The sequence below is a fragment of the Pseudomonas sp. BIC9C genome (assembly GCF_034541995.1).
Taxonomy (GTDB): domain Bacteria; phylum Pseudomonadota; class Gammaproteobacteria; order Pseudomonadales; family Pseudomonadaceae; genus Aquipseudomonas; species Aquipseudomonas fluorescens_CC.
In genome coordinates, this window is record NZ_JAWDGM010000001.1 from 230,035 (window position 1) to 255,162 (window position 25,128).

Genomic DNA, 25,128 nt, shown 5'->3' on the forward strand with positions numbered 1-25,128 from the left:
ACCCACTTATGCAGCAAACTCCAGCATTAACCTCACATGACGATGATGAAATCGACTTGATGGGCCTACTCGGGACACTGGTCGATCATAAATGGTTGATTGCCGGGATCACTGCTGCCTCCATGGCCGTTGGCACGGCCTATGCTGTGTTGGCCAATCCTGTTTACCAGGCAACTGCCCTGATACAGGTGGAGGCCAAAAAAAATGACATGCTCGGCTTCTCCGATATCAACAGCATGTTGGGTAAAGAGTCACCTTCAGCCACAGAAATTGAATTAATCAAGTCACGCGCCATCATCGGCAAGGTTGTCGACAATCTATCGCTCGATATTACCGTCGAGCCGAACCGTTTTCCGGTGATCGGCGACTTTATTGCTCGTCGGTTCAAGCCAGACACTGTTAATGCGGTTGCGGCGCCATGGTTTGGCATGAGCAGCTATGCCTGGGGCGGCGAAACCCTGAAAATATTTCAGCTCGAACTCCCACAAGAACTCCTGAGCAAGACGCTCACATTGGTCACCGGTGAAAACGGTCACTTCACGTTGCTGGATGAAGACGACAATGTCCTGGTCCAAAGCCAGGTAGGCCAAGCCTATGACCAGAACGGCATTAAACTGCAGGTCGAAGTGTTGCAGGCGAATCCGGGTACAACGTTCAGCATTGTGCGTGACCCACGCCTGACCAGTATTCTGAAGTACCAAAAGGTGCTTGATGTATCAGAGCGAGGTAAAGAATCCGGCATGATCGGGCTTGCTCTTGAGAGCGAAGAGCCGGCTGAAGCCATTCAAATCCTCAATGAAATTGCCAAGCTCTATGTACGGCAGAATGTCGAGCGGACATCGGCCGAAGCCGCTCAAAGCCTGGAGTTTCTTAAAGATCAACTGCCTCAGGTCCGTCAAGACCTGGAAAAAGCCGAAAACGCCCTGAACAAGTATCAAATTCGTAGCAAATCCATCGATATCAGCCTGGAAGCCAAGGCCATTCTCGATCAGATCGTGGCGCTGGATACCAGCATCTCCGAACTGAAATTGCAGCAAGCGGAAATGGATCGCAAGTTTACCCGTCAGCATCCCGCCTATCGGGCCTTGCTCAGTCAATTAGGCGAACTGACAGCCAAGCAGAATGGCCTGGCCAAAAAAGTCGAGGGCCTGCCTTCAACACAGCAAGAACTGCTTAGCCTCACCCGCGATGTAAAAGTCAGCACCGAAATCTATACCCAGCTCCTGAATAAATCCCAAGAGCTGGATGTGATGCGTGCCGGCACCGTGGGTAACGTGCGCTTGATCGACACCGCTGATGTGGATCTGAAAAAGCCCGTTAAACCCAAGAAGCCCCTGATCGTACTCATCGCCACCCTGTTCGGGGCTTTCCTGGCTACTGCGTTAGTGCTTTTTCGCAAAGCCCTTAACCGAGGCGTGGAAAATCCGGATCAAATTGAACAGCTGGGGTTGCCGGTCTACGCATCCATTCCTTTCAGCTCTCTGCAAAAAACTGAAGAAAACAAAATCCTCCGTAGTGGCCGAGGCCGCGCTAACAAGGCCGCCCCCATACTGGCCAGCAGTCACCCCACCGACCTGGCCATAGAAGGATTGCGCAGCCTGCGCACCAGCCTGCACTTCGCCATGCTCGAAGCCAGCAATAATCGCCTGATGGTCTCCGGCCCGAGCCCCAAGGTGGGTAAAACATTCGTTTCCGCCAACCTCGCTGCAGTCATCGCCCAGACCGGTCAGCGTGTATTGCTGATCGACGTGGATATGCGCAAAGGCTATTTGCATAAAGTATTCGGAACTCCCGCTGAAAACGGCCTTTCAGATCTACTCGTCAAGCGCTGCGACCTGGCGACCGCGATCAATAAAACCGAATTCGAGCACCTTGACGTTATAGGCCGCGGACAAATACCGCCCAATCCTTCAGAACTGCTGATGCACGCAAACTTCAGTGCCTTTCTGGACCAGGTCAGCGCCCAGTACGACCTGGTGATTCTGGATACTCCACCGCTGCTGGCGGTGACGGATGCGGCGATTGTCGGTCGCCAGTCGGGCACCAGTTTGATTGTGACGCGCTTTGCGCTGAACCCGGTTCGTGAAATTGAATTGACCATGCGTCGCTTTGCGCAAAATGGCATTGATTTGAAAGGCGCCATTTTCAATGGCGTTGAAAAACGCGCCTCGGCCAAATATGGCTATGCCGATTATGGTTACTACAACTACGAATACAAATCAGAGAACGTTTAGTTAAATAACCGTTATCTAACCCCGCTACCGTCAAGCAGAAGTGCATGGCGGTAGCCATATCAACTCCACCTTGCTACCTGCTGCTGAAAAAAGACGCAGACACATTAATAAATAGTGACGCTCTCAGGGACTGGCAATTAATCCTGGGGCGGTAGCGTGGAAAAAAACAAATTCGTGCTGCCCCTCGTCGAGGGCTATCCGTTAATTCGGCGTATTTTTCTGGACCAATAAAACCTGGCCGCAGTTTTTTTATACAACATTGATCTGAAACGACATTTGTTATGTCAGTCCAAACATCTCTCCTCCTTTAGTTACGAACATAGCAATGGATCGCCCTATGAAGACCCTATGCATTTTTGGTACCCGTCCTGAGGCCATTAAAATGGCTCCACTTGCGTTGGCACTAGCGGCAGATGAACGCTTTGAGGCTAAAGTCTGCGTCACCGGCCAGCACCGTGAAATGCTCGATCAAGTGTTGGGGTTGTTTGCCATTGAGCCGGACTTCGACCTGAACATCATGAAACCCGGCCAGGACCTGACCGATGTGACCAGCGCGATCCTACTGGGGCTGAAAAAAGTCCTGGCAGAATTCAAACCCGATATCGTACTGGTTCACGGTGATACCGCCACCACCTTTGCTGCCAGCCTCGCGGCCTACTACCAGCAGATTCCGGTTGCGCACGTGGAAGCCGGTTTGCGCACGGGTAACCTCTACTCTCCGTGGCCGGAAGAAGGCAATCGTAAACTCACGGGGGCGCTGGCCAACCTGCACTTCGCGCCAACCGAAACGTCAAAAGCCAATCTGCTGCGCGAGGGCGTTGCTCCAGACACGATCGTCGTCACGGGCAACACCGTGATTGACGCCCTGCTGGATGTGGTCAAACGTCTCGATCAGGACCAGGCACTGCTTGCCCAAGCTTCTGCACCGGCAGCCTTTCTGAACCCGTCTCGAAAACTGATCCTGGTTACAGGCCATCGTCGGGAAAGTTTCGGTGATGGCTTCGAGCGCATCTGTCAGGCGCTGATGGAGGTTGCCCAGCAACATCCAGAGGTTGATATCGTCTATCCCGTGCACCTCAATCCCAATGTGCGCGAGCCGGTCAATCGACTCCTGACCGGCATTCACAACATCTACCTGATCGAGCCCCTGGACTACCTGCCTTTCGTCCACATGATGAGCCGCGCGCATATCATCTTGACCGACTCCGGAGGCATCCAGGAGGAAGCGCCGTCACTGGGCAAACCCGTGCTGGTGATGCGCGATACCACAGAACGGCCAGAGGCTGTTGCCGCAGGCACCGTAAAACTGGTCGGCACCGAAACCGCCGATATCGCCCGCGAGTTGAACCGTTTGCTCATCGATACAGCCGCCTACCAAACAATGAGTCGCGCCCATAACCCTTACGGCGACGGTAACGCCTGCCAGCGCATCATCGAGGCGCTGCTCGTTCGTTAACCCCCTCTCTTAATTAACAGCCGTTGCTCTGCCCGGCTGTTATCTCGCTTGAAAAACGTATCTACACATCACCATTCAAGGACGTCCCATGCCTTTCAAAACCATCTCCGTCGTTGGTCTCGGGTATATCGGCTTGCCCACTGCGGCTGTCTTCGCTTCGCGCAAAAAACAAGTGATCGGCGTCGACGTCAATCAAAATGCGGTCGATATCATCAACCGCGGTCAGATTCATATCGTTGAGCCAGACCTGGACATGGTGGTGCATGCCGCCGTGACTGAAGGCTACCTGCGCGCCACCACTCGGCCGGAGCCCGCCGATGCTTTTCTGATTGCCGTGCCCACACCGTTCAAGGGCGACCATGAACCGGACCTGAGCTACATCGAATCGGCCAGTAAAAACATCGCGCCGGTGTTGAAGAAAGGCGACCTGGTCATTCTGGAATCGACCTCCCCGGTCGGCGCTACCGAACAGATGGCCGCCTGGCTCGCCGAAGCTCGCCCGGATCTGAGCTTTCCGCAAACCCACGGTGAAAACTCCGACATCCGCATTGCCCACTGCCCGGAACGCGTACTGCCCGGCCATGTGCTGCGCGAACTGGTGCAGAACGACCGTGTTATCGGTGGTATGACTCCCAAGTGCTCCGAGTTAGCCATCAGCCTCTACAAGATTTTTGTCCAAGGCGAATGCATCGTCACCAACGCCCGCACTGCGGAAATGTGCAAACTCACCGAGAACAGCTTTCGCGACGTGAACATCGCCTTCGCCAACGAACTCTCGATGATTAGCGACAAATTGGACGTCAACGTCTGGGAACTGATTCGTCTGGCTAACCGCCACCCAAGGGTAAATATCCTGCAGCCTGGTCCAGGCGTAGGCGGACACTGCATCGCTGTTGATCCCTGGTTTATCGTCAGCAAAACACCGGAACAGGCACACCTGATCCGTACCGCCCGGGAAGTGAATGACAGCAAGCCACAATGGGTAATCGACAAAGTCAAACTGGCGGTCGCCGAGTTCTTGCAAACCAATCCGAATAAGACTGCTCGGGAAGTGACAATTGCTTGCTTTGGTTTGGCGTTCAAGGCGGATATTGATGATTTGCGGGAAAGTCCGGCAATTGAAATTATCCACCGAATTATCGCTGCACACCCCGGCCCGGTACTTGCGATCGAGCCAAACATCGTTGAATTACCAAGTAGTCTAAGTGAAAAAACCAGTCTCACCAGCATTCAAAGCGCCATAAATGAAGCGGATGTACTGGTACTACTAGTGAACCACAAAGAATTCAAAGAGATGTCAAAAACACCTGATAAAATCCATGTCGACACCCGCGGCCTCTGGCAGTAACTAATACTCGTGACATCGCGCACACTAAAGTAAAGCTCACTGATTCAACCTTCGGGCACCTGGCAAATGAAGTTCAAAGACCTACTATCACCCAATCAACTATTTGCTTTATTAGCCAAGGGGCTCGAAGGAACCAAAGTAATTGTAGCGAGCATAATAGTCGCAAGATTTTATGGCCCAGAAGACTTTGGACGGTTTGCCTTTATTATTGGGGTAACCTCTATAGTTGCAATCATCGCCGAATTCAGACTGCAAAGTGTTCTTGTAAAAGAGCTATCTTCGGGAGCGCACCCCAAAGAGGTTATATTGGGCTCCGCGCTTACTGCCAATTTCATTTTTGCTGCAATTGGAATACTAGGAATTTGGCTTTATACACTAACAGAGTCCGATCGATTGATTGCCTCTGGGCTATTGATCTATTCGCTTATGTTTATCTATAAAATACCCAGAGCTTTTAGATCCCAACTCATATCAAATGAAAACAATAAATCGATCGCAAAATGCGAAGCGATATCATCGATTATAAGTATCTCAGCAATGATCACAGTTTCCACCCTTCAATTAAATTTATTATGGGTACTATTTGCACGATCATTGGATTTTCTTTTTATCTCGATATTTTTTATCGCACTTTATAAAAAACAAAATCCAGAAAAACTAAAGTCAAGCTTTAAAATAGCAAAACAATTATCATACTCATCTGCTCCTTTGGTTTTTTCTGGGGCAGCAATGATTCTGTTTCAGAGAGCCGACCTGATAATTATCAAAACAACTCTTGGAGAGTATGCAACTGGACTCTACAGTAGTGCGACGACGCTCATGCTGCTTTTTTCTCTTGCCCCAATGGTTATCTCTGAATCCCTTGCCCCTAAAATCTTTCGAAATGAAAAACTCGTAAACTCCGACGAGGCGAGACAGAAGTTTTCGGACATCATTATTTTCATTGGATTGGCGATGTCCGCATTAATGCTTGTCTGCGTGGGATGGGGCCTACCCTATCTTTACGGCACAGAATACCAAGAGGCAATTCATTCAGCATATATATTGTCTGCATGCCCTGCCCTTATCTCATTAGGCGCTGCGTCTGGCCAGTTGATTGTTGCCGATGACAAACAAGGAAAAACCTTTATTAAAAGTGTTGGCGCCTGCTCGATCAATTTAATAATGAATTTTTTGTTAATCCCGGTTCTGGGTATAGAAGGAGCTGCTATATCTACGGTTTGCGGCTTGGCCCTTGCAAACTACATGGCCCACGGCGTGATGCCCACCTATCATTACATCTTTAAAATACAGAACAACAGCCTTGTTAACCTAATGCTAAAAGGACTGCGTTTCTCGAGGAGTAAAAATGTTTAAGTCAAAATTTAGCCTGAGACATTTAAACAAATTCCAGGTTGAAAGCGTCACCGATAAATATTTCAGCTTCACCAAAGATGAAGAACTATCCGAACTTAAAAACTATAATTTAGGTGACAACTACTTAATTCTTGGCGGCGGCAGTAATATTCTATTACCCTGCGAATTCAGCGGAGTGGTTATTCAACCAAAATCGCAAAAAATTGAAATTATAGAAAAGTCTAAACAGCGCATAATTGTGCGCAGCGATGCAGGTTTAGACTGGGATGAGTTTGTAGCCATCACCATAAAGCATGGCTGGCAAGGTTTGGAAAACTTAACTTCAATTCCTGGTAGTGTAGGAGCATCTCCGGTACAAAACATTGGTGCTTATGGAGCGGAAGTTAGCGAACTCATAGCCAATGTAAACTGCTACGATTTGAAAAATCATACGTTCCTCACGCTCAGCAACCAAGAGTGTGAGTTTTCATATCGTCAAAGCATTTTCAAACGTCGACCTGAGCTTCTGGTGTTATCCGTAGAATTCATACTTATGCCAAAGCCTTTTACCCAGCTTTTTGCCAACAGGAGCTTACTGCCTTGTGCCGCCGTTGTGGTTAAAGAGGCAGTTCTTGCAGTCTTGCTGATATTAAAATCAATTCGCATCGGCACTTCGACTTCATGGAAGCTCAAAGTAAACTTTGAGTACCTTAGACAATTCTTGGGGCTAAGCATAATAAGCCCTACGATAAAAAGAGTCATGGTCAAATACATCCGAAAGAAAACCATGCCCGACCCAAAAAACATAGGCAATAATGGTTGTTTTTTTAAAAGTCCGGTAGTAGAACAAAAAGAAGCAGCAAGAATAAAACTGATTGATCCCGCCATTAAAACATATGAAGATTCAGACTCTCACCTGAAGGTTTCGGCAGGTGATTTAATTAAGTCATGCGGATGGGCTGGACGCAGAATAGGTAACGTAAGCATCGATAAAAATCGACCACTTGTAATATTAAATCATGGCCAGGCGTCCTCTATAGAAATATTGAATTTCTCATTACTAGTTCAATCTAGCGTCACTCAAAAGTTTCAATTAAAAATTGAACCAGAAGTAGTTATAGTTGCGGAATAATCATGAAAAAAGTCTATGTCATCACATTTCAAAAAGCATTAAATTATGGTGCTGCTCTACAAGCATATGCACTTGCAAAATTTCTACGCTCTTCAAATTTTGAGGTAGAAATAATCGACTACATGCCAACATACTTTATGTTTCAAACATATCGACCGGCAAAGGGAATTAAGAAAAGCATCGAGAAGCTAAAGAAAATCCTCGCTTTCAGCGCTTTCTCTTCAAAGCACTTACCGCTAACCAAGAACAGGTATTTCTCTTCCAAATCCATATCGAAAATATGCGATGGCGATGCATTCATATGTGGCAGCGATCAAATATGGAATTACCGTCTGACCGGTGGAAAATTCGATAAAGCTTTTTTCTTGGACTTTGTGCCCGCTGAAACCCGTAGAATTGCGTATGCTGCCAGTGCAGGTAGTATACGAGTTCATGATCACACCTCCGAGGTTAAGGAGCTAACATCAAAGTTTTATGCAATAGGAGCGCGCGAAGAAACACTAGCTTCCGATCTAGAAGGCATGATCGATAATACCCGCTTAACGGTTGTCGTTGACCCCTCGCTTCTGATCAAAGACTATACCGACGTGTATGATCAACAGAGAATTCCAGCTACAAAGTACATCTTAAGCTACGTTGTTGGCTCTGGGGAAATGTTAGCTAGATATGAAGATGCGGTGACAGAACTCAAAAAAACCACGAATATTCCGGTCATTCACATTGGCGCAAAACACATCAACTCTGCAGACATTAATATACTAGATATCTCCCCAGGCGAATGGGTATCCTTTATTAAAAATGCGGACTTCGTTATTACAAACTCATTTCACGGAACTGCTTTTTCAATAAACCTTGAAAAACAATTCATATTTATACCCCACATACTTAAAAATCTGAACGCACGCCAAACAACCCTTTTGAACAGGGTAGGGTTAATGAGTCGGTGCGCCAACGATACGAAAGATGTAAGGTACGACAAACAAGCTATTAACTACAGCGAAGTAAGCCAAAAGTTAGAATCAGTTGTACATGCCTCTAAGCAATTTCTGCTTGAGTCGCTAAGGTAAGTCAAAATGAGATTAGACTTAAAAACCTGGGCCTTCATAATATATTTATCTTTTGCTTTCGACTCCCTGCTTAAGTTAAATATTGGAGTGCAGCTTCACATAGGTATTTGCGCAATACTATTGACTAACGTTATGTTTTTTCTTACGTCCCCAAATAAAATATTAGGACCATTAAGAAGAGACTACAGCTTTTCTATATTTATCGGGTATTGCTTTTTAAATGGCATCTACTTTAGTGAACCAGGTTTTTTGTCGATCCTCACCTACCTAATCATAGCAACCAATGTAATGATTTATTGCGCCAACACCTTTAAATTTCTAGACGGAAAATTACTGCATTATTTCCAGATCTTTATGGTCATAACGGGTATCGGCCAATATCTAAGCTTTAAGCTTTTCGGGATTCAATTAAGTTTTATCAACGCGGAACACTATGAAAAAGGCTCGTCTGTTTCGTTCCGCCTGCGTGGCTTTTTCATTGAGCCAAATTGGTTCGCTATAACCTTCGCATTTAACACACTACTACTAATTAAAACCAACATCATTGCCTTCATAAAAGAAAACAAGGTACTTTTTCTTGCCACTGTAATAACTATGATTTTGAACGGCTCACTTACGACAATTGCCATCCTGGTAGTTATATATACATTCCCTTTGATGAAGAAATCCCCAACAAAAGGAGCACTCGTTTCTGTACTTATGATTTCAGTTTTAGCCGGGGTATTTTCATTTAGAGGCGCAATCAATCAAAAAAGCGATGATGAGAGTGTTCTTAATCAAGCGTCACGATGGATTCCAATTACCCGAGTAATTGATTTTTACTCAGCAAAAAACTATGAGGATTTATTAATTGGTCATGGGCTAGGCAGCTGGGGAACAATCGCAGTGAAGAACCGGCTTTCAGTATTGGTGTATGACATTGATGCCGACGCGCGCGATGGTAGTGAAACACCTGTATTCCTATTCGAACTTGGAATCATTGGCCTGATAATTTTGCTTTGGGACTCTATACGATTATTTTTAAAATGCCCACGTAGCGAATTCCATATAAGAGGTGGCATTATTTTATTTATTGCCTGCCTAGCTTTCTATCCAACACTTAAGTTTTGGATGTACATGCCATACTACTTCTACATGAGAAGAATTGCCTATGAACCTCAACCTTTTTCATCTTCTCAAGCGAGATATCGAACTAATTTGTTACCACAAAACTGGAAAAGTAAAGTCCCACAGCATTAAATGCGTTCTCTCGCCATCTTTTGTATGCACAACCATTTATAGACTTTCTCATTCACTATATAAATTCAAGATCCCGGTACTACCAAGAATTATCTGGTGGTTGAATTTTTTGGCATTTAAGGTTGACATCGATCATCGAGCAGAACTCTATGGCGCACTGTACCTACCACATCCAATGATGATTGTCATAGGTAAAGATGTGAAACTTAGCGGAACTGCGAAGATAATGCAGGGCGTTACTATAGGCGGGAACCTTGGCAGATCTGAAGTCATTGGAGAAAGAATTTTTACTCAGCCTGTTATCTGCGGCAGTATATTCATAGGTGCTAACTCCTTAATATTCGGCCCCATTTGGCTAAATGGCAGAGTCTTTGTATCAGCACAGGCTGTTTGTTCAAAAAGTTTTGAAAACTCATTAATTTTCGGCACAAACCAATCGCGAGCGGCTCTTCAGCAACATGAAAAAGAATTATATGAATTATAGCGTTTGGCATTTAATTAATGATCCTGATCCTACACGAGGCGGGGCACAGCGTATTCTTGATCTGTTAAATAGCAGATCCGTTCAAGTATTCAGCAAACTAAGTGCCGGGGGTATGCTGACGAAATTTTTGCCAAAAAAGATCAGGTGGATTCTATACCTATCGTTACAGACATTCGCAAAACCGCCCAAGGTGGTCTATATACACAGCCGATGTTTTTTACCATTTGTATTTTTATTTAACGCTCTAAATGTACGTACCGTTTTTTATGGACACGCACATTATCGGACTGGTAACTGGCTATTCAGCACTTTCAAGTGCAGAGAATATATCGCAGTTTCAAGATCAGTAAGAGATTACTTAGTTGAACTTGGCATTTCTCCCTCTAAAATCGAAGTGATTTATAACCCGTATATGGGAGGCGATTATATCCAGTCCCCTCCGCCCCTCACTTCGCCGTTAAGAGTAGGGTCCATTGGAGGACTACATACATGGAAGGGGTTCGATAAAGCCATGAGACTACTGGAGCGGTTTGCGAAAAACAACGAGCTACCCCTTCAGTACAAAATAATAGGTCAAGGTCCCGAACTGGACAAGCTTTCCAGGCAGGCTTCAGCATTGCCACCTGAAATCAATGTCGCTTTTTTGGGTTACAAACAAGCCCCTTACTCGTGCCTTATAGATACACCAATCATTATAATCCCTTCTCTTGAAGAGGGCTTTGGGCTCATCGCCATTGAAGCGATATATCAGGGTAAAATCTTATTATTCTCGGACATTCCCGCTCTCCGTGAAATATGTTCAAGCGATCCCATCTCATTCGCTTTCAATGTACACGCTCCAGAAAGTTTCTCTTTAGCTCTCAAGTCAGCCATAACCTCGCCACCTAAAATCCAGAACATTGAATTAATTGAAAAGCGAAAAGCTTATGTACTTGAAAAGTTTGGACTTGAGCGTTTTCTTAATAGCCACCGGTTATTTCTAAAACGTCAACTCCAGACAAGCTCGACTTAATTATACAATTAATAGTGCAGGTAACCAAAGTGAATCCACTGGTCATTTTTGGCATGAAAGCCAATTCCATCTCAATGTCCGAATCTGTTAGCTATATTAAAAATCGAATTAAAGGAAAAAAATTTACTCAGCATTGTGTGATAAACGTTGCAAAAGTCGTCAACGCCCAGTCTGATTTAGAGCTAAGGGAATCTGTTAATAGCTGTCATATTGTAAATATTGATGGGATGGGTGTCGTTTTGGGAGCACGCTTTCTCGGCCACTCAGTGCCCGAACGCGTCGCAGGCGTCGACCTGTTTCATGAATTGCTGGAGATGAGCGCGGCCAACCAATTTTCGGTGTTTTTGTTAGGCGCCAAGGACGACGTCGTTTCCACCGCCGCCAGCAAGGTGAAGGCGCTTTACCCTGGGCTGAAAGTCGCCGGGTATCACCACGGGTATTTCTGGGATGACGAAGCCGCACTGGTCGAAAAGGTTCGGGCCTCAGGGGCGCAGTTGTTGTTCGTCGCCATCACCTCGCCGATGAAAGAAAACTTTATCAACCGCTGGCGCGATCAGTTGGGGGTCACCTTTGTCATGGGGGTGGGCGGAACGTTCGATGTGGTCGCGGGGAAGGTAAAGCGCGCGCCGCAATGGATGCAGAATTACGGGCTGGAATGGCTGTACCGTGTTATCCAGGAACCCGGCAGGATGTGGAAGCGCTACTTGACCACCAACAGCAAGTTCGCCTGGTTGCTCATCAAAGAAAAGCTTAAGCGGTCTTGAATATCATTGCCGTACTCGTGGCGTGGCCAAGCAATGTTAGAAATCGTGATTGACGCGTTATAAAACGTCAGACCTGTCGAGCGTCCTACACAGGTATTCTTAGGGCAATAATCGCGGGATAAATCTCGCTGAGGAATGACCTAAAGGTCCACTCTCATCGAGCTCGAATCAATACTATCCTTAACGTTAATGGACGCTCAGAGTTTTTGGCCTAGCACGCTCGCTTCTTAGTTTTACCGCCAATACCGACGATGCATCAAAAAGGAATCCACTATGACCAAACTACTTGCTTCAGCCCTAATGCTTTCTTTAAGTGCCTCCGTTTTGGCCGCTGAGCCTCCCGCAGCGTCTTCTGCACCAGGCACACCTGCAAAACCCGCAGAAAACGCGCCTTTGAATCTGAACACCCCTCTCGTGGGCAGCCTGACCACAGGGACTGCTCTCGGCATCGGCGCGGCGGTTATCGCCGGTGCTGCTGCCCTGTCATCCAGTGGTGGCAGCAGCAACAACAATGGCGGCGGAACTACCGGCACTACCGGCACCACCGGTACACGCTAAGCGCACCGCGAGGTCGATAGCCTTCTACCACCCGGAGCAATCCGGGTGGTTCCGTTCTGACGTGTTCCCTCCACAAGTGTCCTCAATCATGATTCGTAGTTTGTCGCTCGCTGTGCTTGCAGGTATAGCCCTGCAAGGCTGTATGTTCTCACCTGGTCAACACCTGGATACCAGCCAGGTCGGCCGAGATGGCTCACCGGAAAGCAGTCGGATCGAGTTGATTCCGATAACGCCCAAACTGATTGCCCAGAACGCGGCGACAAAAGTGCAAGCCTCGGTGCCCGCCGAGTTGCTGGCGTACAAGCCGGGGGCTTACCGGATTGGCGCCAATGATGTGTTGTACATCACTGTGTGGGACCATCCCGAGTTGACTGCGCCATCGGGGGCGCAACAGCAAATTGATGCGAACGGTCGCCTGGTACGCCCGGACGGCACCATGTTTTACCCCTTTATCGGCAATATTCACGCCGCAGGTAAAACCATCGAGGAGCTTCGCGGTTTTATTGCCGAGCGCCTGACACAATTCGTCGACAGCCCCCAGGTTGACTTGAGTGTCTTGCGGTTTGCCAGTCAAAAAGTGGTTATTTCCGGCGCGATTTTGAAGGCCGGTCAACAGCCCATCACCACTTCACCGCTCAGTGTCGTCGAGGCCATGGGTACCGCGACTGTCGACCCGTTGAATGCCGACCTTGCCGGCCTGACGCTGACCCGGGACGGTCGGGAGTACCCGCTGGATCTGGACTCGCTCAACAGCAAAGGCTCGCTGCTGCATAACGTCTATTTGAAAGACGGCGATCAGTTGTACCTGCCCTACAACGACCGCAAGAAGATCTACGTCATGGGTGAGGTCAACCAGCCTCGGGCGCTCACGTTCAAAATCAACCGGATGAATCTGGCGGATGCGGTCGGAACGGTCGGTGGACTGAACCAGACCACGTCCAACGGCAATGCCCTGTATGTCATTCGAGGCGCCGAAAACCTTGAAACCGAGCCGGCAAAAGTCTTTCAACTCGACGCCGAATCGCCTACCGCCTTTGCTCTCGCCAGCCGCTTCGATCTGCAACCCCAGGACATTGTCTACGTCGGCCCTGCAGGCGTGACCCGCTGGAACCGCTTGATCAGCCAGTTGCTGCCCTCGGCCACTATCCTGGGTACCGGAGCAGCGGCTCAAAACAATCTCAGTGAAGCCAGCAGTCGATAAGGTTTGAGCCGCTTTGAAAACTTTGCGTAACAGCTCATGCCTGGCGGTGGGTTTACTGCTGTGTGGCTGCAATCCGTTGATGCAGGCGTCCCTGGACACCTTTAAAACCACCGCATTGGGCGTCCGGCCGCTGGAAGTGACTGCGGCGCAAGTGGAGGCCGTGCCCTATGCGCAGATCAAGGTCACCACGGACTCCAGCGAAGGTGTGTTGGCGAAGCTTCGCCAGCAGGACGACCTGGAGTTCTGGGTCGCCTCCGGCAAGCAGGTGTTGTTGATGCGCGACGGCCTGGTCGTGCGCACGGTCGGCCTGGGCATCAATCTCGATGGCACGCGCTTCGACGGCGAGTCGCCGTTCAAGCTTGGCTTGCAGCGATTGCCCGACGGTTACAGCAGTACCCGTTGGATTGATGTCTATCAGGGTCCGCGGGTCGGACTGGCGGTCAACAGTCGTTTCAGCCGACAAGACATCGAAACCGTCACCATCCTCGACAAGGACTATGCGCTGCTGCGCATAGACGAACGCGTCGACATACCCGAGCTGGGCTTCAAGGCCACCAACCGTTTTTGGGTCAGGCCTGACGATGGCTTGATCCTGCAGAGCGAACAACATCTCACGCCGGAACTGTTCTTGAAGATTGTGCAATTGCGCCCTGATCGGGAGGCGGCTCGGTGAGATATTCGAAAATGCTGTCGGCTTGCCTGTTGCTGGCAAGTTCTGCGATGACTCAGGCCGCTGTCACCGTCACGGGTGATGTACTGAACGCCGGATCCTTCGCGTTCGTGCCGGGTGCACGCTTGCTCGATGCCGTCAGCCACGCACGCCCGAACGCCGAAAGTTACTGGCTGGCCGCCGCCTGGCTGCATCAGCCACTGCTGGAGCAGCAAACCCGCCTTAAAGCTGGCGTGCTGTTCGATCTGAAATTGCTGCAACGTGGCGCCTTGCTGGAAGAAAAAAGCAGCCTTGCAGCCCTGGCTGCGCGCCTGTTTGAAGAGGTCAGCCGACTACCCGTTACCGGCCGAAAAGTCGCGGTGCTCGACCCCGTGGCGTTGGAGGTCGCGTTCGCCCGCAATTACCCGCTCAATGACGGCGACCAGCTGATTTACCCCCAACGCCCGACTACGGTCACAGTCCTCGGCGCAGTTGAACAGCCCTGCACGCTGCCTTATCGCGCCCTGCAGCCAGCCCATGAATATCTCGAAAGCTGTCTGCCGGTGACCGACGCAGATGCCGATTACCTGTGGTTGATTCAGCCCGATGGCCAGGTCCAGCGTGTCGGTATCGCCGCCTGGAACCGCGAAGACGGAGTGATTGCCGCCGCCGGCAGCACAATCCTGGTACCTGTGCGAAACGATGATCCGGATCTGCCCACACCCGATTTGAACGAGCAGCTTGCCCAGTTTCTCGCCACCCAACCGCTGCCCGAGGTGGCCCCTTGAAGTTACGTTTTGCCGCCGTAGTGTTGTTGCCCTACAGCCTGGCTCATGGAGAGCCGCGTTTTACCCAGAATGATTTCGGTGGCGTGGGTTTGCTGCAAACCCCCACCGCACGGATGGCACCCGCCGGCGAATTCAGCCTGAACGCCAACCGGACCGACCCATATTCACGCTATAGCATTTCACTACAGCCCCTTGATTGGCTGGAAGGCACTTTCCGTTATACCGCCATCGGCAACCGTAAATACGGGGTCGAGGCACTCAGTGGCGACCAGAGCTATAAAGACAAGGCGGTCGATGTCAAAGCCCGCCTCTGGCAAGAAAGCCATTGGCTGCCCGAAGTCGCGCTCGGTTTTCGCGATGTCGGGGGTACCGGCCTGTTTTCCAGCGAATACTTTGTGGCGAACAAACGTTACTACGACCTGGATTTCAGCCTGGGCGTTGCCTGGGGCTACATCGGCAACCGCGGGGATTTCGAAAACCCCTTGGGGTACCTCGATGAGCGCTTTGATACACGCCCGGTAAACACGGGCGCGGACGCGGGCAACGTCAATACCGGCTCGTATTTTCGCGGCTCGCCCGCGTTGTTTGGCGGCGTGGCCTATCAGACGCCCTGGTCGCCCTTGAGCCTGAAACTCGAGTTCGACGGTAACGACTACAAGCACGAGCCGCTGGACAGTAGCCAGAAACAGGACTCGCCCATCAACATCGGGGCGGTCTTCAAACTGAGTGACTCTGTCGATTTGACCGCTGGTTGGGAGCGCGGCAATACCGCGTTGTTCGGCATCACTTTTCATACCAATTTCGCCAGCCGCAAGGCGCCGGCCAAGCGCTACGACCCCGCTGTAGAAGCGCTGCCGGCACAGGCGCCGACTACGCCGCTCGATCAGGTCGACTGGGCCGGAGTTTCCAAACGACTGGAAAACAACGCAGGTTACAAGGTCGAACGCATTGCTCAGCGCGATTCCGAGCTGATTGTGTATGGCGAGCAGTCGCGCTACTTCTACTCAGCCAAAGGCGTTGGCCGGGCCAGCCGGATTCTGGACAACAGCGCGAATGACGAAATCGACTGGTTCACGCTGGTGAACAAGCGTTACGACATGCCAGTTGAAGAAACCAGTGTGCCCCGCGAAACCTTCCGGGAAGTGGTGAACAACCGGCAAGACCTTACAGACCTGCACCGCACCACCGAAGTGAACCGGGCCACGCCACACATTGAAAACACGCTGTACACCCAGGCCCTCGAGCGCTTTACCTATGGTATCGGCCTGGGTTACAAGCAAAACATTGGCGGCCCTGACGGTTTGCTGTACCAGTTGACCGCTGATGTGGACGCAGAATACCGCTTTACCCGCAGTACGTGGACGAGCGCGGTCATCAGCACCAATCTCCTGAACAACTTCGACAAGTTCAAGTACGACGCGCCGAGCAACCTGCCCCGAGTGCGGACCGATTTGCGCAAGTACGTCATCACCTCCGATGTAACGATGCCGACATTTCAGCTCAACCACGCCAAGCAACTGGATCAAGACTTGTATGGCATGGTGTATGGCGGCTATCTGGAGTCAATGTTCGCCGGGGTCGGTGGTGAATTGCTGTACCGCCCCATGGGCGAGCGCTGGGCCTTGGGTGCTGACTTGAACTATGTACGCCAGCGTGAGTTTGACCAGGGGTTTGGCCTGCGCGGGTACAAGACCGTGACCGGTCATATCACCACCTATACGGAACTGCCGTTCGATTTGCAGGCGGCGGTCAGTGTCGGACGCTACCTGGCGCGCGATTGGGGTGCCACGTTTGATGTGTCGCATGAATTCAGTAACGGCGTGAAGTTCGGTGGCTGGGTCACCCGCACCACGGCCACTTCAGAAGAGTTCGGCGAGGGTAGCTTCGACAAAGGTATCTATATCTCGGTCCCCTTCGACGAGTTGATGAGTGTTTCCACGATGCGTCGCGCCAGCCTGGTCTGGGCTCCGCTGACTCGCGATGGTGGCGCGCGTCTCAACCGCCAGTATTCGCTGCACACCATGACCGATGGCCGCGACAAAGATGCGTTCTATAAAAACTTTGAGAAAATCACCGAATGAGTTCGTTATTCCTGGGCGTTACAAAGCTTCCCCAATGGATACGAACGCTGTTTTTCATCAGCGTTGGCGTGGTCTTGCTGGCAGCCGGGTTGCGCGCGCAACCCATTCCCGAAGCCTTTGCCCAGGAAGACAAGCTGCATCACTTGATAGGTTTTTTCGCGTTGTCGTTTAGTTGCCGGCTGGCCTTCCCGCGAGTCAACGTGCGCTGGATCGCCCTGGCTTGTCTGCTGACGGGGATCCTGATCGAGTATGCACAAGGACTGATGCCGCTGCGCACGGCATCACCTTACGACGCCTTGGCGAATGCCGTCGGTGTGTTGAGCGGCTTGATGGCGTGGCGCTGGATGCGTCATTGGTCGGGCAAGCAGTCAGAAGCTCTCGGTGGAATGCATCGCCTTACAGAGCGAAACCGTTAAGTAGCCAGTCAAACAGTCCACTGAGTTCCCGGACACTCAAGACTATGGCTTCGTCCAAGAGCATAGCGAGAACACGCCTGCAAACATCAAAGCACTGAATCGACGCGACCCATTTCTGTTGTGAGAATTTGTACAAGAAAGGCCTGTAAACGGAATTTTTTCAGCTCTTGGGTGCCGCGCTTCTGAGCGGCCATCAATCTTTTGCAAGGCAGACCACCATGAACGCTTCCAGATCACCGATCGACGCTGGCTATAAATCGCTGGACCCTTTTGCACCGGGCAATATGGTTTTGGGGCAGAAGTTCACCGAGGGCAACAGTGGATTGATGGCCTGGTTGCGGACCTACGAAAGTGCTCCCTCCACTATCACCCCGGAGCCAAAGTTGTTGGTGGAGCGCATTGGGCTCTTTCCTTCCTCGGGTGATATTCGGCGCAGGGTCGGTAATCCCGTTGCGGTACTCGAGCACTTGCGAACCCTGTATGCCAATGATGCACTGGATGTGGATGACAGTGACGGCCTAAGCCTGACGTTCGCTGAATGGCGCTTCAGGATCTGCCCATCGGAGAGCGAGATCCTGTTGAAGGTTGAGAGTCGAGGCGATGTTGCACTGATGCAGAAAAAGACTGCAGAGCTGCTGGATCGGATCGAAGACAAAAATAGTCGTGAGTGCTGGTGACGCCACTTCGCCAGAACTCACGATCGAAGAAAAATCTACAACCTTGATCTTGATGACTCACCGGAAGTGCGCCAGTGAGGCTGCATGAATGCCTTTTCTGCCCCCGAAAGAGTTACTGCAAAAGAGTTCAAGAGCCTCTCAGCCGTATATTTTGGAATGCTCGTACTCAGCATGATAATCGCGAGCCCCAGCATGAGGGCCGTCCGGGGAATTTTGCGGACTTCCTTTCTCTCCAGTCTGAAAAGAAATACGCACGCCGCGGCTGACCCCACCACTGCCCCGGCAATGGCTTCCGGCAGAGGATGAATCGTCTGCCCGACATACTGGACGCTGAACCACCAGGTCGACAGCAGCCCCGCCCCCAGTGCCAGCCATCGAAGACGATGATCCAGTTGGCGCAATAGCAAACTCAACACAACGGTCGACACCAGGCAGGCGTTCATGGCGTGGCCGCTGATGACCGCGATATCCAGGCTTTCCAGGCCGATCCCCCAGCCTTTGAACAGCACTTTACTGATACCTACGACGAAATAGGCTACGAACAGTACGCCTAGCCATAAGAGGGCGAGTTTTCTGGATGCCGTGCACCATAACCAACCCGCGACGACCATGGCCGCTGGAAGCATGACGGTGATTCCGGCGTATTGTGTGATGTACAGTTTTGAGACCAATCTACTTCCTCACGCCTCATGCAATTTTCCAGTGTCATGGACACTGGGTGCGTGTTCAGTAGATGCAACGCTCATCGATCCGAAAAGCACTTCAGACGATTTTCTACGATAACCATTGAATAACTCGCGATGTGCATTGCCAGTCCGTCCTCTATCAGGGCTTCCAGCAAGGCAGCTTGTGCCGCGAAGCGCAGGTCGCGGTTGAGTTTTCGAGAGGCGTGCATCTGATCGATCAGGACATGCGTGACTTGATAAGGGGTGTTGACTCTCAGACGTGCCAACCAGACGGGGACTTTTTTGGCGTTTTTGGATTGTCCGATACCCAGCACGCAGGTCGCCTTGTCCGAAGCGGTGCTTTTCGAAACCTCCGTGATTTCTTCAAACACGCCGGTCAGTTTTTTTAGTGCGTAGCCAAGCATCAAATCATCAAACGCATCCAAAAACATATTCCTCTTCACGTTGTGAAGTTATTGCTACAAACACATATTCGCAATTATCACACTACACTTTATTCCACATATGTACTGGACGTATTCTAACGATCAAAACCTCTGCCAGATAACATTACACTTGTTAGTGCAAAGACCAACTTGGCCAAGGTATTAATCGACTTTTTATAACAATTATTGAGCCCGCAATCGAACGCTATAGACTTCAACGATATCGGTAATTACATGCAAGGTGACGCGAGAGTTATCAGAGGATTCAGGCGCCAGGTGATCTGATTGCAAGGCGTTAGCCGTCAGATCAGTTGAACCTGTGAGCCTGCCTGGCATCCTATTCATCGATACCGCGCCCCACCTTTCAAACAGCCGTTTTCAGGTTGTTGCCGCAGGGGCCGTCGATACACATACACGCCCTTGAGTGGCTGTCAGCGCTCGGGTAATGTCATCAGACCCATAGGACAGAGCACGCTCATGACTTCCAAGCTGGAACAACTCAAACAAATGACAACCGTAGTTGCCGACACCGGCGACTTCGAAGCTATCGCTCGCGTTAAACCCGTGGACGCCACCACCAACCCTTCGCTACTGCTCAAGGCCGCGGCCATTCCCGCGTATGCCGAGCTGCTGAACGCCTGCGTCAAAGACTGCAAGGGCGATGTCGGCCTGGCCAGCGACCGTTTTGGCGTGGCCGTGGGGCAAGAAATCCTGAAAGTGATCCCGGGCCGCATTTCCACCGAAGTGGATGCCCGCCTGTCGTTCGACACTGACGCCATGTTGAAGCGCGCGCATCGCCTGATCGAGCTGTACGACAAGGCTGGCATCGGCCGCGACCGCGTACTGATCAAGATCGCATCCACCTGGGAAGGCATCCGCGCTGCCGAAATCCTGGAAAAGGAAGGCATCCAGACCAACCTGACCCTGCTGTTCTCCTTCGCACAGGCAGCCGCTTGTGCCGATGCAGGGGTGTTCCTGATTTCGCCGTTCGTAGGCCGTATCTATGACTGGTACAAGAAAGCCAACGGCAACGACTACACCGGCGCGGATGATCCGGGCGTGCAGTCGGTGACGCGCATCTACAACTACTACAAGGCCAATGACTACAAGACCGTGGTCATGGGGGCGAGCTTCCGCAATCTGGGCCAGATCGAACAACTGGCCGGCTGCGACCGCCTGACCATCAGCCCGGACCTGATCGACAAGCTGGCAGCGGATACCGGCAAGCTGGAGCGCAAACTGGTGCCGGGCCATGCCGGTGAAGCGCGCCTGAGCCTCAACGAATCGCAGTTCCGCTGGCTGTCCAACGAAGATGCGATGGCGACCGAAAAACTGGCTGAAGGCATTCGTCAGTTCGCGCGGGATCAGGAGAAGCTCGAGGCGTTGTTGCAGGCCAAGCTGTAACAGCTGACAGCCAACGCAAAAAGGGCGAACCCTCACAGGTTCGCCCTTTTTTGCATGTGCCTGGTGACTGTCAGGACGCCATCGCGAGCAAGCTCGCTCCCACAGGGATTTGCGGGATGGCTGAGGTCGTGTGCTGAACGAAGAACCTGTGGGAGCGAGCTTGCTCGCGATGGGGGCCTGTCAGACCCACATCACTTCAGGAAATCAGTGCCGCTCCAGCGCATTCACCAGGTCATGGAAGGCTTCGCGATTGGTGTCGTTCAGGCCCATGAGGATTTTGTGCGCTTCGAGCACTTTGATCCGCACCACTTCTTCGGACTGATCCTGGTCTGGCAGGTCGTCCAGGCATTCCGGGCACGGTACAGGTTTGTCTACGATGTTGAACACCTGCTCGAAGCCCATGGACTGCAGTAGCCGCGTGATGTCTTCGTGGGTGGTGACGACGGTCGGCAGCAGGCCGACTTTCTGCCGCGACAGGATCGACAGCTTGGCCAGCAGGCCAAGCGTGGTGCTGTCGATGCTGCGGGTTTCGGTCAGATCGATCACGATCGCGTTGAAATTCAACGCGCTGAAGATCCGCTCAATAGTCGCATCCAACGCCGAACACAGGGTCAGGCGAACTTCACCGACGAACTTCAGGACGAAGGTGCCATCCTGCTCGGCGAACTGGATTCTACCGGTACTCATCAAAGATTCCTGCTCAACACCAACAGGGCGATATCATCCGGCATCTCCCCTAGCGTGGCCAATCCAAAAACCTGCCGCAACCCATCCAGGGTGCCGCCCGCCGCCTTGACCCGTTGGGGCAACGCCGCTTCTTTTTCTTTGAGTGTGGGTTCTGGCAAAAGGTCCAGAATGCCATCGGACATTAGCGTCAGGCTGAACGTCGGTGGCAGTTCCAGCAGGTGGTCTTCGTAGGTGGCTTCGTTGAAAAGGCCCACCGGCAGACCACGCCCATCCAGATATCGAACACTGTCTGGCGTGTACAACACTGGCAACGGCAGATGACCGCCGATGCTATAGGTCAACAAACCGGTCTCCTCGTCGATGACTCCACCGACCATTGTGACGTGTTTACCCAGCTTACAACTGATCAGGCCCCGGTTGATATGACCAAGAACCTCTGAAGGCTTGAATTCCGGCAAGGTGCCGCTGCGCTTGGATTCGAACAGCAAGCGCGTGGTCATGAACTTCAACAGCACGGTGACGAAGGCTGAAGAGGCACCATGACCGGAAACGTCCGCCAGGTAAAAGGCTACCCGGCGCTCGTCGACCCGGAAGTAGTCGACGAAATCACCCGACAGGTACAGCGACGGGATGATCTGGTGAGCGAACTTGAACTCGTCGATGGCCCATGGGCTGACCGGCAGCATGTTCATCTGCACCTGGCGACCGGCGTTCTGGTCCTCCTGGAGCAGGTTCAGGCTGGCAGCGAGCTCGCGGTTGGCCTTCTCCAGCTTCTCGCGGTAGCGCTGGTTCTCCAGCAACAGGCGCGCACGATCCAGGGCCCGGCGCACAGAGTGCTCGAGCACGGCCAGATCTTCGAGAGGCTTGATCAGGTAGTCCGCTGCGCCCAGGCGCAGGGCTTCGACCGCGTCGTTCATCACGCCCGCACCCGAAACCACAATCACCGGCGTTTGCGGCGACAGCTCGGTGACCTGGCGGATGAGTTCGAGTCCGCCCATCTGCGGCATGCGCAGATCGCAGATGACCAAGTCGGGCTTGTCTTGCTCGAATACCTGAAGACCCTGCTGACCATTGCTGGCCTGCAAGACGCTGAAACCACTGTCTTCCAAATAGGCGGCGAGGCTCGCGCGCACTACTTCGTCATCATCGATTATCAGCAGCGTGGCACTGGTTTTTGGCATGTGGGCAAACGGCGCCAGAATTAGGTTGGCGTAGCAGGCGGGGACTTTGGCCCGGCACTGACTACTGGATTCGCTTTCTAGCCTCTCTGTCGCACCGCTTTCGGGCATTTGCCCTACACACATGTTCACCAGAGGTGCCCTTCTAAGGCGCAGACGGTACTCCCATCCGCGGGGCGTTTCAAGCTCACGCCGATGGTCGCTTGACGTCTTTATTTGTCAAATCACCGAGAGTTATAAGAACAGACAAATCCGTAACCCAATGAAAGGTTCGAACCCATGAGTCAAACCGGTCGGGCCTGCAGTGAAAAGCGCGATTTCAACCGCATGCGGGTCTTCGCAGACAAAAAAGGCGGCCTTGATGGCCGCCTTCTCAATTTACCGGTCGACGTTAAAAATCGTCTTCCACCTGACCGTCTTTCACCTTGAATTCACGGTTCTGCAGGTACGCATTACGAATGAAGGTGTACTTGTCGCCGGTGATCAGCTTCTCGCTCGACAGCAGGTTGGCACGGGTATCGATGATGTCCAGGGCAAAGAACGAGTTACGCACAGGCACGTCGTTGACGTAACGATAAGCACCGGTATAGCTGTCGACGTACTTGGACGGCGCATCACGCAAGGTGCTTGGCCCCAGCAGTGGCAGCATCACGTAAGGGCCGCTGCCGACACCCCAGTAGCCCAGTGTCTGACCGAAGTCCTCGTCATTGCGCTGCAGGCCCATTTTGGTCCCGACATCAATGACGCCCAGCAAGCCGAAGGTGGTGTTGAAAATGATTCGTGCGGTATCAACGCCCGCGGCGCGAGGTTTGGCCTGCAGGATATCGTTGGCCAGGTTGCGCACATCGCCGATGTTGCGGAAGAAGTTGTGAACGCCGTCTTCGACAAACTGCGGCGTCACGTACTGGTAGCCCTGGGCCAGGGGTTTCAGCGCGTAGGTGTCGATCACGTCGTTGAACTTGTAAATCGGGCGGTTGACGCTTTCCCAAGGATCCTCTTCCGTGGCTGCCTGGGCAACGAACGGAACCAGCATCACACTGGCGCATACACAAATCCTGGCTAGATGATTGCTCCAGCGCATAGAAAAAAAACTCCTTGGTTTGTACCGGCTCGGGCGCTTGGCCCAAGCAATAAGTTGGCAAGTATAAGACGTAATCGCCGTTTAAGGCACTTTGCACGAAATCCATACCGAAGGAATCGTGCCAAATGTGGGCGATTCACATCCATGTCACTCAACTGTCACCGTCAGCCGTTAGCTTTCAGGCTATTTCAGGGACGTCCTCATGCCGCTCGCCGAAGCCTTGCCCCAAACTGCCCCCAGCCTGACTGCCATACTGTTCGGCCTCAGCGGCTGCCTGGTGGATTTCGGCGCACACACGCACCGGCACGGCAGCCACTCGGCCGAACACGCCGAGACCACGCCCGGCGCACTGGATAGCCTGCGCAGCTTGCAGCGCCAGCAAATCCCCTGCGCCTGGCTCGATGAACTGCCCCCTGCCCTCAGCCACTCCCTGGCCGCTGCACTGCCGGAATGGATCAAACCTTCGCAACATCCAGAAACATACAATCCATGGCCCGCCCCGAATGCCTGCTGGCAGGCCTTGATGACCCTGAACGTCGACCGACTCGACGGTTGTGTACTGGTGAGCGGTGAACCCCGCTTGCTGCAAGCGGGGCTCAATGCCGGGTTGTGGACCATCGGCCTGGCGTCCTGCGGCTCGCTGTGCGGGTTGACGCCCCAGGAATGGCAGGCGTTGAGCCAGCAGGAGCGCGACATCAAACGCGCCAAGGCCACGATGCAACTGTTCGGCCTGGGCGTGCATTCGGTGATCGATCACCTCGGTGAACTCGACACCTGCCTGGCCGATATCAGCTTGCGTCGGCTCAAGGGCGAAAAGCCCTGACCGAGATCATGCAGGTTGCGCGCGAGTGGATTAATCTAAAGGTCAGCCATAGACCTTTGGCGCGCCGCCTTGGCGTGCCGCCATGGTCTATGCCAGTGCCTATCGATAGAAGGAAGAACGCCATGCCTGCCCGCGAACTGCAAGAACAGCTCAATGCCCTGCGCGAGCAATTGGAACAGAATCCTCCGTTGTCTGATGCCGAACGCGCCGAGCTTCACGAGCTGATGGTACAGATCGAGTCGAAGCTTGAGCTCGAAACCAAAATCCCGGATTCCAGCCTCGCCGATGGCGTCAACCTGGCTGTCGAGCGCTTCGAACTCGAACATCCGACGCTTGCCGGCACCCTGCGCAACATCGGGCAGGCCTTGGCCAACATGGGAATCTGAACCCCGCCAGACGCAAA

The 25,128-nt window shown here is 52.0% G+C and carries 25 protein-coding genes; 20 read left to right on the forward strand and 5 right to left on the reverse strand.

Translation table 11 applies throughout. The features are described from left to right. Positions 1-8 precede the first annotated feature (8 nt). The 17 genes from RS887_RS01140 to RS887_RS01220 all read left to right on the forward strand — a co-directional run bounded on the left by RS887_RS01140 (position 9) and on the right by RS887_RS01220 (position 18,441). Positions 9-2,234, forward strand: a complete 2,226-nt coding sequence (locus RS887_RS01140; protein ID WP_322614075.1) for a polysaccharide biosynthesis tyrosine autokinase — start codon at positions 9-11, stop codon at positions 2,232-2,234. Between the two features lie 337 nt (positions 2,235-2,571). Beyond that, on the forward strand, positions 2,572-3,690 hold the full coding sequence (gene wecB / locus RS887_RS01145) for a non-hydrolyzing UDP-N-acetylglucosamine 2-epimerase (protein WP_322614076.1): 1,119 nt from the start codon (positions 2,572-2,574) through the stop codon (positions 3,688-3,690). An 88-nt stretch (positions 3,691-3,778) separates the two neighbouring features. Further along, positions 3,779-5,038 carry a UDP-N-acetyl-D-mannosamine dehydrogenase gene (gene wecC, locus RS887_RS01150; RefSeq protein WP_322614077.1) on the forward strand — a complete coding sequence of 420 codons (1,260 nt, stop codon included), beginning with the start codon at positions 3,779-3,781 and terminating at the stop codon, positions 5,036-5,038. A gap of 66 nt (positions 5,039-5,104) precedes the next feature. Beyond that, entirely contained in the window at positions 5,105-6,394 is a 1,290-nt protein-coding gene (locus RS887_RS01155; RefSeq protein WP_322614078.1) for an oligosaccharide flippase family protein, read from the forward strand. Continuing rightward, positions 6,387-7,505: an FAD-binding protein gene (locus RS887_RS01160; RefSeq protein ID WP_322614079.1), complete on the forward strand. Its 1,119-nt coding sequence runs from the start codon at positions 6,387-6,389 to the stop codon at positions 7,503-7,505. The genes RS887_RS01155 and RS887_RS01160 overlap by 8 nt, the downstream gene beginning before the upstream one ends. 2 nt (positions 7,506-7,507) lie before the next feature. Further along, the gene (locus RS887_RS01165) at positions 7,508-8,572 is read left to right on the forward strand and encodes a polysaccharide pyruvyl transferase family protein (RefSeq protein WP_322614080.1); all 1,065 of its coding nucleotides are present in this window, start codon (positions 7,508-7,510) and stop codon (positions 8,570-8,572) included. 6 nt (positions 8,573-8,578) lie between these two features. Then, positions 8,579-9,811, forward strand: a complete 1,233-nt coding sequence (locus RS887_RS01170) for a hypothetical protein (RefSeq protein WP_322614081.1) — start codon at positions 8,579-8,581, stop codon at positions 9,809-9,811. A gap of 109 nt (positions 9,812-9,920) precedes the next feature. Then, entirely contained in the window at positions 9,921-10,295 is a 375-nt protein-coding gene (locus RS887_RS01175) for a hypothetical protein (protein ID WP_322614082.1), read from the forward strand. Next, positions 10,285-11,307 carry a glycosyltransferase family 4 protein gene (locus tag RS887_RS01180; RefSeq protein ID WP_322614083.1) on the forward strand — a complete coding sequence of 341 codons (1,023 nt, stop codon included), beginning with the start codon at positions 10,285-10,287 and terminating at the stop codon, positions 11,305-11,307. Before RS887_RS01175 ends, RS887_RS01180 begins: the two co-directional genes overlap by 11 nt. A 29-nt stretch (positions 11,308-11,336) precedes the next feature. Then, positions 11,337-12,071 carry a WecB/TagA/CpsF family glycosyltransferase gene (locus RS887_RS01185; protein ID WP_322614084.1) on the forward strand — a complete coding sequence of 245 codons (735 nt, stop codon included), beginning with the start codon at positions 11,337-11,339 and terminating at the stop codon, positions 12,069-12,071. Positions 12,072-12,344: 273 nt separating this feature from the next. Next, positions 12,345-12,629 (forward strand): hypothetical protein, encoded by a 285-nt coding sequence (locus RS887_RS01190; protein WP_322614085.1) that lies wholly within the window; start codon positions 12,345-12,347, stop codon positions 12,627-12,629. An 88-nt stretch (positions 12,630-12,717) separates the two neighbouring features. Beyond that, entirely contained in the window at positions 12,718-13,830 is a 1,113-nt protein-coding gene (locus tag RS887_RS01195) for a polysaccharide biosynthesis/export family protein (RefSeq protein WP_322614086.1), read from the forward strand. A gap of 13 nt (positions 13,831-13,843) precedes the next feature. Further along, positions 13,844-14,503 (forward strand): YjbF family lipoprotein, encoded by a 660-nt coding sequence (locus RS887_RS01200; protein WP_322614087.1) that lies wholly within the window; start codon positions 13,844-13,846, stop codon positions 14,501-14,503. Beyond that, positions 14,500-15,267: a capsule biosynthesis GfcC family protein gene (locus RS887_RS01205; protein WP_416339929.1), complete on the forward strand. Its 768-nt coding sequence runs from the start codon at positions 14,500-14,502 to the stop codon at positions 15,265-15,267. Before RS887_RS01200 ends, RS887_RS01205 begins: the two co-directional genes overlap by 4 nt. Then, the gene (locus tag RS887_RS01210) at positions 15,264-17,348 is read left to right on the forward strand and encodes a YjbH domain-containing protein (RefSeq protein WP_322614088.1); all 2,085 of its coding nucleotides are present in this window, start codon (positions 15,264-15,266) and stop codon (positions 17,346-17,348) included. Before RS887_RS01205 ends, RS887_RS01210 begins: the two co-directional genes overlap by 4 nt. Beyond that, positions 17,345-17,764 carry a VanZ family protein gene (locus tag RS887_RS01215; protein WP_322614089.1) on the forward strand — a complete coding sequence of 140 codons (420 nt, stop codon included), beginning with the start codon at positions 17,345-17,347 and terminating at the stop codon, positions 17,762-17,764. The genes RS887_RS01210 and RS887_RS01215 overlap by 4 nt, the downstream gene beginning before the upstream one ends. A 218-nt stretch (positions 17,765-17,982) precedes the next feature. After that, on the forward strand, positions 17,983-18,441 hold the full coding sequence (locus RS887_RS01220) for a mannose-1-phosphate guanylyltransferase (protein ID WP_322614090.1): 459 nt from the start codon (positions 17,983-17,985) through the stop codon (positions 18,439-18,441). Between the two features lie 35 nt (positions 18,442-18,476). On the opposite strand, the gene RS887_RS01225 is transcribed toward RS887_RS01220, so the two are convergent. Both RS887_RS01225 and RS887_RS01230 read right to left on the reverse strand, forming a co-directional pair. Then, positions 18,477-19,112 (reverse strand): hypothetical protein, encoded by a 636-nt coding sequence (locus RS887_RS01225; protein WP_416339930.1) that lies wholly within the window; start codon positions 19,110-19,112, stop codon positions 18,477-18,479. Positions 19,113-19,183: 71 nt separating this feature from the next. Beyond that, a complete protein-coding gene (locus tag RS887_RS01230) occupies positions 19,184-19,552 on the reverse strand; it encodes a hypothetical protein (protein WP_322614091.1) in 369 nt (122 codons plus the stop codon). 477 nt (positions 19,553-20,029) lie between these two features. On the opposite strand from RS887_RS01230, the gene tal reads away from it, so the two are divergent. After that, positions 20,030-20,956, forward strand: a complete 927-nt coding sequence (tal, locus tag RS887_RS01235; protein WP_008020657.1) for a transaldolase — start codon at positions 20,030-20,032, stop codon at positions 20,954-20,956. Between the two features lie 204 nt (positions 20,957-21,160). Here the strand turns inward: tal and rssC are convergent, their stop codons facing one another. The 3 genes from rssC to RS887_RS01250 form a co-directional block, all read right to left on the reverse strand. Continuing rightward, positions 21,161-21,643 (reverse strand): anti-sigma factor antagonist RssC, encoded by a 483-nt coding sequence (gene rssC, locus RS887_RS01240; RefSeq protein ID WP_007978612.1) that lies wholly within the window; start codon positions 21,641-21,643, stop codon positions 21,161-21,163. After that, positions 21,643-22,824: a two-component system response regulator RssB gene (rssB, locus tag RS887_RS01245; protein WP_322614092.1), complete on the reverse strand. Its 1,182-nt coding sequence runs from the start codon at positions 22,822-22,824 to the stop codon at positions 21,643-21,645. Before rssB ends, rssC begins: the two co-directional genes overlap by 1 nt. Positions 22,825-23,212: 388 nt before the next feature. Further along, positions 23,213-23,902, reverse strand: a complete 690-nt coding sequence (locus RS887_RS01250) for a VacJ family lipoprotein (protein WP_111282233.1) — start codon at positions 23,900-23,902, stop codon at positions 23,213-23,215. A 202-nt stretch (positions 23,903-24,104) separates the two neighbouring features. Here RS887_RS01250 and RS887_RS01255 point away from each other — a divergent pair, with 202 nt between their 5' ends. After that, positions 24,105-24,725 carry an HAD family phosphatase gene (locus RS887_RS01255; protein WP_322614093.1) on the forward strand — a complete coding sequence of 207 codons (621 nt, stop codon included), beginning with the start codon at positions 24,105-24,107 and terminating at the stop codon, positions 24,723-24,725. A 122-nt stretch (positions 24,726-24,847) separates the two neighbouring features. Then, entirely contained in the window at positions 24,848-25,111 is a 264-nt protein-coding gene (locus tag RS887_RS01260) for a DUF4404 family protein (RefSeq protein ID WP_322614094.1), read from the forward strand. The last annotated feature ends 17 nt before the right edge of the window (positions 25,112-25,128 follow it).

What these genes read in the sequence shown, in the direction of transcription:
- RS887_RS01140 (WP_322614075.1), top strand. Translation starts at nt 9, where the DNA reads ATGCAGCAAACTCCAGCATTAACCTCACATGACGATGATGAAATCGAC.
- wecB (WP_322614076.1), top strand. Translation starts at nt 2,572, where the DNA reads ATGAAGACCCTATGCATTTTTGGTACCCGTCCTGAGGCCATTAAAATG.
- wecC (WP_322614077.1), top strand. Translation starts at nt 3,779, where the DNA reads ATGCCTTTCAAAACCATCTCCGTCGTTGGTCTCGGGTATATCGGCTTG.
- RS887_RS01155 (WP_322614078.1), top strand. Translation starts at nt 5,105, where the DNA reads ATGAAGTTCAAAGACCTACTATCACCCAATCAACTATTTGCTTTATTA.
- RS887_RS01160 (WP_322614079.1), top strand. Translation starts at nt 6,387, where the DNA reads ATGTTTAAGTCAAAATTTAGCCTGAGACATTTAAACAAATTCCAGGTT.
- RS887_RS01165 (WP_322614080.1), top strand. Translation starts at nt 7,508, where the DNA reads ATGAAAAAAGTCTATGTCATCACATTTCAAAAAGCATTAAATTATGGT.
- RS887_RS01170 (WP_322614081.1), top strand. Translation starts at nt 8,579, where the DNA reads ATGAGATTAGACTTAAAAACCTGGGCCTTCATAATATATTTATCTTTT.
- RS887_RS01180 (WP_322614083.1), top strand. Translation starts at nt 10,285, where the DNA reads ATGAATTATAGCGTTTGGCATTTAATTAATGATCCTGATCCTACACGA.
- RS887_RS01190 (WP_322614085.1), top strand. Translation starts at nt 12,345, where the DNA reads ATGACCAAACTACTTGCTTCAGCCCTAATGCTTTCTTTAAGTGCCTCC.
- RS887_RS01195 (WP_322614086.1), top strand. Translation starts at nt 12,718, where the DNA reads ATGATTCGTAGTTTGTCGCTCGCTGTGCTTGCAGGTATAGCCCTGCAA.
- RS887_RS01215 (WP_322614089.1), top strand. Translation starts at nt 17,345, where the DNA reads ATGAGTTCGTTATTCCTGGGCGTTACAAAGCTTCCCCAATGGATACGA.
- RS887_RS01220 (WP_322614090.1), top strand. Translation starts at nt 17,983, where the DNA reads ATGAACGCTTCCAGATCACCGATCGACGCTGGCTATAAATCGCTGGAC.
- tal (WP_008020657.1), top strand. Translation starts at nt 20,030, where the DNA reads ATGACTTCCAAGCTGGAACAACTCAAACAAATGACAACCGTAGTTGCC.
- rssC (WP_007978612.1), bottom strand. Translation starts at nt 21,643, where the DNA reads ATGAGTACCGGTAGAATCCAGTTCGCCGAGCAGGATGGCACCTTCGTC.
- rssB (WP_322614092.1), bottom strand. Translation starts at nt 22,824, where the DNA reads ATGCCAAAAACCAGTGCCACGCTGCTGATAATCGATGATGACGAAGTA.
- RS887_RS01250 (WP_111282233.1), bottom strand. Translation starts at nt 23,902, where the DNA reads ATGCGCTGGAGCAATCATCTAGCCAGGATTTGTGTATGCGCCAGTGTG.
- RS887_RS01255 (WP_322614093.1), top strand. Translation starts at nt 24,105, where the DNA reads ATGCCGCTCGCCGAAGCCTTGCCCCAAACTGCCCCCAGCCTGACTGCC.
- RS887_RS01260 (WP_322614094.1), top strand. Translation starts at nt 24,848, where the DNA reads ATGCCTGCCCGCGAACTGCAAGAACAGCTCAATGCCCTGCGCGAGCAA.